This is a genomic window from Thermanaerothrix sp., assembly GCF_056331585.1.
Genome location: NZ_JBWGPQ010000002.1, coordinates 32,071 through 36,778 on the forward strand (window position 1 = coordinate 32,071; position 4,708 = coordinate 36,778).

3 protein-coding genes are annotated in these 4,708 nt (G+C 53.8%); all 3 read left to right on the plus strand.

Annotation, left to right across the window (positions count from 1 at the left end; translation table 11 throughout):
• On the plus strand, positions 1-1,760 hold a 1,760-nt coding region (gene nuoF, locus AC01YT_RS01155; protein ID WP_476672318.1), incomplete at its 5' end, for an NADH-quinone oxidoreductase subunit NuoF.
• A 24-nt stretch (positions 1,761-1,784) separates the two neighbouring features.
• Positions 1,785-2,504 carry a 2Fe-2S iron-sulfur cluster-binding protein gene (locus tag AC01YT_RS01160; RefSeq protein ID WP_476672320.1) on the plus strand — a complete coding sequence of 240 codons (720 nt, stop codon included), beginning with the start codon at positions 1,785-1,787 and terminating at the stop codon, positions 2,502-2,504.
• A gap of 14 nt (positions 2,505-2,518) precedes the next feature.
• Positions 2,519-4,684, plus strand: coding sequence for a formate dehydrogenase subunit alpha (gene fdhF, locus AC01YT_RS01165; RefSeq protein ID WP_476672322.1), 2,166 nt, complete (start codon positions 2,519-2,521; stop codon positions 4,682-4,684).
• Positions 4,685-4,708 lie beyond the last annotated feature (24 nt).

Genomic DNA, 4,708 nt, shown 5'->3' on the forward strand with positions numbered 1-4,708 from the left:
TAACCCAACGACCCACCTTGGAGAATAAACTTATGTCTGCGCCCGATCTTGCTCTACTACAACCTGTGCTTTCTGAACTCGCCCCTCAGGGACGCACGGCGCTTTTACCTGCGCTTCATGCTGCACAAGACCTTTATGGTTATATCCCTGAGCCAGTGGCAGAGGAAATCGCCCGCACATTAAGGGTACCATTGGCAGATGTGTTTGGGGTTCTCGAATTTTACGCCCTGTTCCACACCGAGCCAGTGGGCAAGGTTATCATCCATGTGTGCAACGACCCTGCTTGCGCCTTGGCAGGCGCGGATACTGTGCTCAAGCAACTCAGCCGTCATGCTGAGTATGCGCTGGAAACCGGTGAATTGGTAAGCGTCACTATTGAGCAAGCACCTTGCCTCGGATTGTGCGATCATGCCCCTGCGTTGTTGATCCAAAACATACCGGCCACAGCCTCTCCCGAAAGCACTTTGCAGGAACTCGTCGCAAAAACAGGTCGCCGCCCGCAAACCCACGTAGAGGGCGACCTGCGTTTATTAACCAAGCGCTGCGGTTTGGGTCAGACCACCTCTTTGGAGGCCTATCTAGCCGATGGAGGTTACACTGCACTGAAGAAAGCCTTGGCAATGTCCTCCGCAAGCGTGATCGAGGAAATAAAGGCGTCTGGATTAGTTGGGCGAGGTGGAGCAGCCTTCCCTACTGGGCTAAAATGGGAAAGCGCTGCCCAAGCCCAAGGAAGCCCCAAATACGTTGTTTGTAACGCGGATGAGGCCGAACCAGGCACGTTCAAAGATCGCGTGCTGATGGAAGATGATCCCCATCAGATCCTAGAGGGCATGATTATTGCGGCGTATGCCATTGGAGCAGAGAAAGGATATTTTTACATTCGTGGCGAATACCTCAACGCCTACCATACCATTCAACGCGCAGTTGAAGAAGCGCGTGCTGCCAATCTGCTCGGGACACACATTTTAGGAAGCGACTTTTCATTTGATATTGAAATCCGCCGTGGTGCAGGAGCATACATTTGCGGAGAGGAAACAGCACTCTTCGAATCCATTGAAGGCAAGCGCGGGTTTCCACGGGTAAAGCCCCCATTTCCCACCACACACGGCTTATTTGGGAAGCCTACGGTTATCAACAATGTTGAGACACTGGCGAATGTGCCGCTGATTCTAAACTTGGGAGCCAAAGAGTACCGCAAAATTGGTACCGAGAAATCGCCCGGACCAAAACTCTTCTGCCTTTCTGGTGATGTAAACCAGCCAGGCCTATATGAAGTTCCCTTCGGGGTCACCCTACGGCATCTTATTTTCGATTTGGGGGGTGGCCTGCGCAGTGACGTTCCTTTTCAAGCAGCCTTGATCGGAGGAGCTGCAGGCACCTTTGCCACACCCGATCACCTGAATACCCCGCTCAGTTTTGAAGGGTTACGCTCTGCCGGATTGACATTGGGTTCGGGGGTGATCACCGTTTTTGACGCCCAGCGCGACTTGCGCGATGTGGTGTACCGATTGGCACGCTTTTTTGCTGAGGAATCGTGCGGAAAATGCTACCCATGTCAAATTGGCACCCAACGCCAATATGAAATCCTGGCACGGCTGCGCAATGGCCAATTCTTACCTGGCGATATCGAACGACTACAAGATGTGGGTTGGACTATGATGGATGCCTCCTTGTGTGGCCTGGGGCAAACTGCCGCCTCGGCCATCCTGAGCGCACTCAAATACTGGCCCCATCTGTTTCAACCCGCCCAACCCGCCTGACTCAACCCCAACACGAGGTTTGCCATGGAACCATCCCCTGTCACTCTCACCATAGATGGACAAACCATCCAAGCCAATCCCAACACAACCATTTTGGAAGCTGCCCAGCAGGTTGGTATTGAGATTCCGACCATCTGTTATCACGAGCACTGCACTGCCAACGCGTTATGCCGCATCTGCGTAGTGGAAGTTAGTAACGCCCGTGCTTTGGTCCCCGCTTGTATTGCAACCGTACAAGAGGGGGTGGAGGTTCAAACCCATAGCGCGCGGGTACAACGTGCTCGGCGCACGATTTTGGAAATGCTTCACTCAAGCGTTGATCTCTCTGAAGCACCCGAGATTTTAGCCATGGCTAAAAACTACAACGCCGATCCTCGGCGCTTCCCTGATGCACAGCGCCGTGAGCCACCCGTGATTGATGATAACCCAATGTACGTTCGGGATTACGCCAAATGCATTCTATGTTGGCGCTGTGTTCAGGTCTGTGCTGAGGACGCTCAGTATACTTACGCCATCAACTTCAGCGGGCGAGGCTATGAGACCCAAATTAGCACCTTTTTCCATCATCCCATGCCTGAAACAACCTGTGTCTTTTGCGGTCAATGCGTGGGCGTATGCCCCACTGGTGCCCTTAAGCCTAAGCGCGAGTGGCTCCTAGAACAAGGTCACACCCCCGAGGCTATCATGCAATTAACCCGCAGCGAACGGCGGGGGAAAAAACGCCGCGCCAACTTAACAGTATGAAGGGAGTATAAGCCATGTTAACTCCAGAACGTATTGTTTCCACAATCTGTCCCTTTTGTGGTGTGGGTTGTAACCTGGAACTCCATGTCCGGGATGGTTTTATTTACAAGGTAACCTCACCTTTTGATTCGGTGGTCAACCACGGCAATCTTTGTGTCAAGGGGCGCTTCGGTTACGACTTCATCTATAACCCTCAACGCATCACGGTTCCGCTGATCCGAAAAACCCCGCAACGTCCCGGGGAACGCACTCAGGCTTTTAATCTCTCTGAATGGCGGGAGGCATCATGGGACGAAGCCCTCGATTATGTTGCCGACCGCTTGGTTGAGATCTATCGAAGGGAAGGCTCTCATGCCATGGCGGTTTATTGTTGCGCTAAGGCAACCAATGAGGATAATTATCTCCTACAGAAGATGTATCGCGCTTTGTTTCGCACCAACAACGTAGATCATTGCACCCGCCTGTGCCATGCTGCCAGTGTGGTAGCCCTCCAAATGGCCATCGGCTCAGCGGCGATGAGTAACACTGCTGCCGAGGTGATCGAAAATGACGTGTTTATCCTGACCGGGAGCAACCCCACTGAGAATCATCCCATCATCGCTTTGCAGATGAAGGCAGCCGTGCGGAAACATGGTGCCAAACTGATTGTGGTAGATCCACGGCGCATTGAGATGGTAGATTACGCCACCCTCTATTTACCGATTAAGCCTGGCACAGACGTACCCGTCTTTTCCGCTATGGCGCATGTCATCCTCAAAGAAGGTTTATACAATCGGCAGTTTATTGCCGAGCGCACAGAGAATTTTGAGGCCTTTGCCGCCTCTATGGAAAAGTTCACCCCCGAATATGCCGAAAACATCTCCGGAGTAGATAGGAACCTCATCATTGAGGCGGCACGGCTTTACGCCACAGCCAAAAATGCCGCGATTTACTGGGCGCTCGGCATTCCCGAATCCAGCCACGGGGTAGCGAATGCCCTCAGCTTGATTAACCTAGCCTTGCTCACCGGGCATATTGGCCGGCGCGGCACCGGCTTAAATCCATTGCGAGGGCAAAACAATGTGCAAGGCGCTTCCGACTCCGGCGCTATGCCCTGGCACTATCCCGGCTATCAACGCGTGGATGTAGAGGATAACGCACGCCGTTGGGAACAAGCCTGGAACATTGAACCGGGGGGCTTAAGCCGTGAATTGGGCTTAACCACCACCGAAATCCTCAGCAGTGTTGGCCCAGGTGGGGTGCGTGCGCTTTACATCATGGGCGAAAATCCCATGATGTCAGAGCCCAATTTGAACCATACTCGCAAGAAAATGCAGGAATTAGAATTTTTAGTAGCCCAAGACCTCTTCATTAATGAATCCAGTGCCTTCGCAGACGTTTTCCTGCCTGCCGCTTCATGGGCCGAGAAAGAAGGCACCTTCACCAATACCGACCGCCGTGTTCAGCGCGTGCGCCAGGTCATTCCCCCGCGCGGCCAATCTCGACCGGATTGGGAGATCATCTGCGATCTGGCCAAACGCATTGAAAAGCGTCTCGGCCGCCCTCAGACCGCTTACTGGAACTACCGCCACCCCTCCGAAGTTTTAGAGGAAATGGGACGTTACGTTCCCGAGTATGCCGGGGTGACCTATGAGCGTTTAGAGCACGAGGGCGGTTTACAAACCCCGGTGTGGGATCATCAGCACCCGGGCACACCTTTTTTGTTTGCGGACACATTCCCCCGTGGGCGAGGCAAGTTCCACCCCCTTGATTACACGCCCAACGCCGAAATGCCCGATGATGACTATCCCTTTGTGTTGAGTACCGGGCGAGTGCTTGAACACTGGCATGGGGGTACGCTGACCCGGCATTCCTGGTTGGACGACCTTTTCCCAGAACCATTGGTGGACATTCATCCCGGGGACGCGGCCCGTTTAGGAATCCAAGACGGCGACGCTGTGCGCGTTACTTCACGGCGTGGCTCAATCGTCCTGCGCGCCCATGTTACGCCTAAAACGAACCCTGGGGTGGTCTTCATCCCCTTCCATTTCCGCGAAGCTGCTGCCAACCTGCTCACTCACGATATCCTCGACCCGCAGGCAAAAATCCCCGAATATAAAGCCGCGGTGGTGCGGGTAACCAAGGCACGCCCGGAAGAACTTGGTACCCGCGCTGAGCCCCAGATGAGGGGAAGATATTGACAACCGACACAGAATGGATCCTTT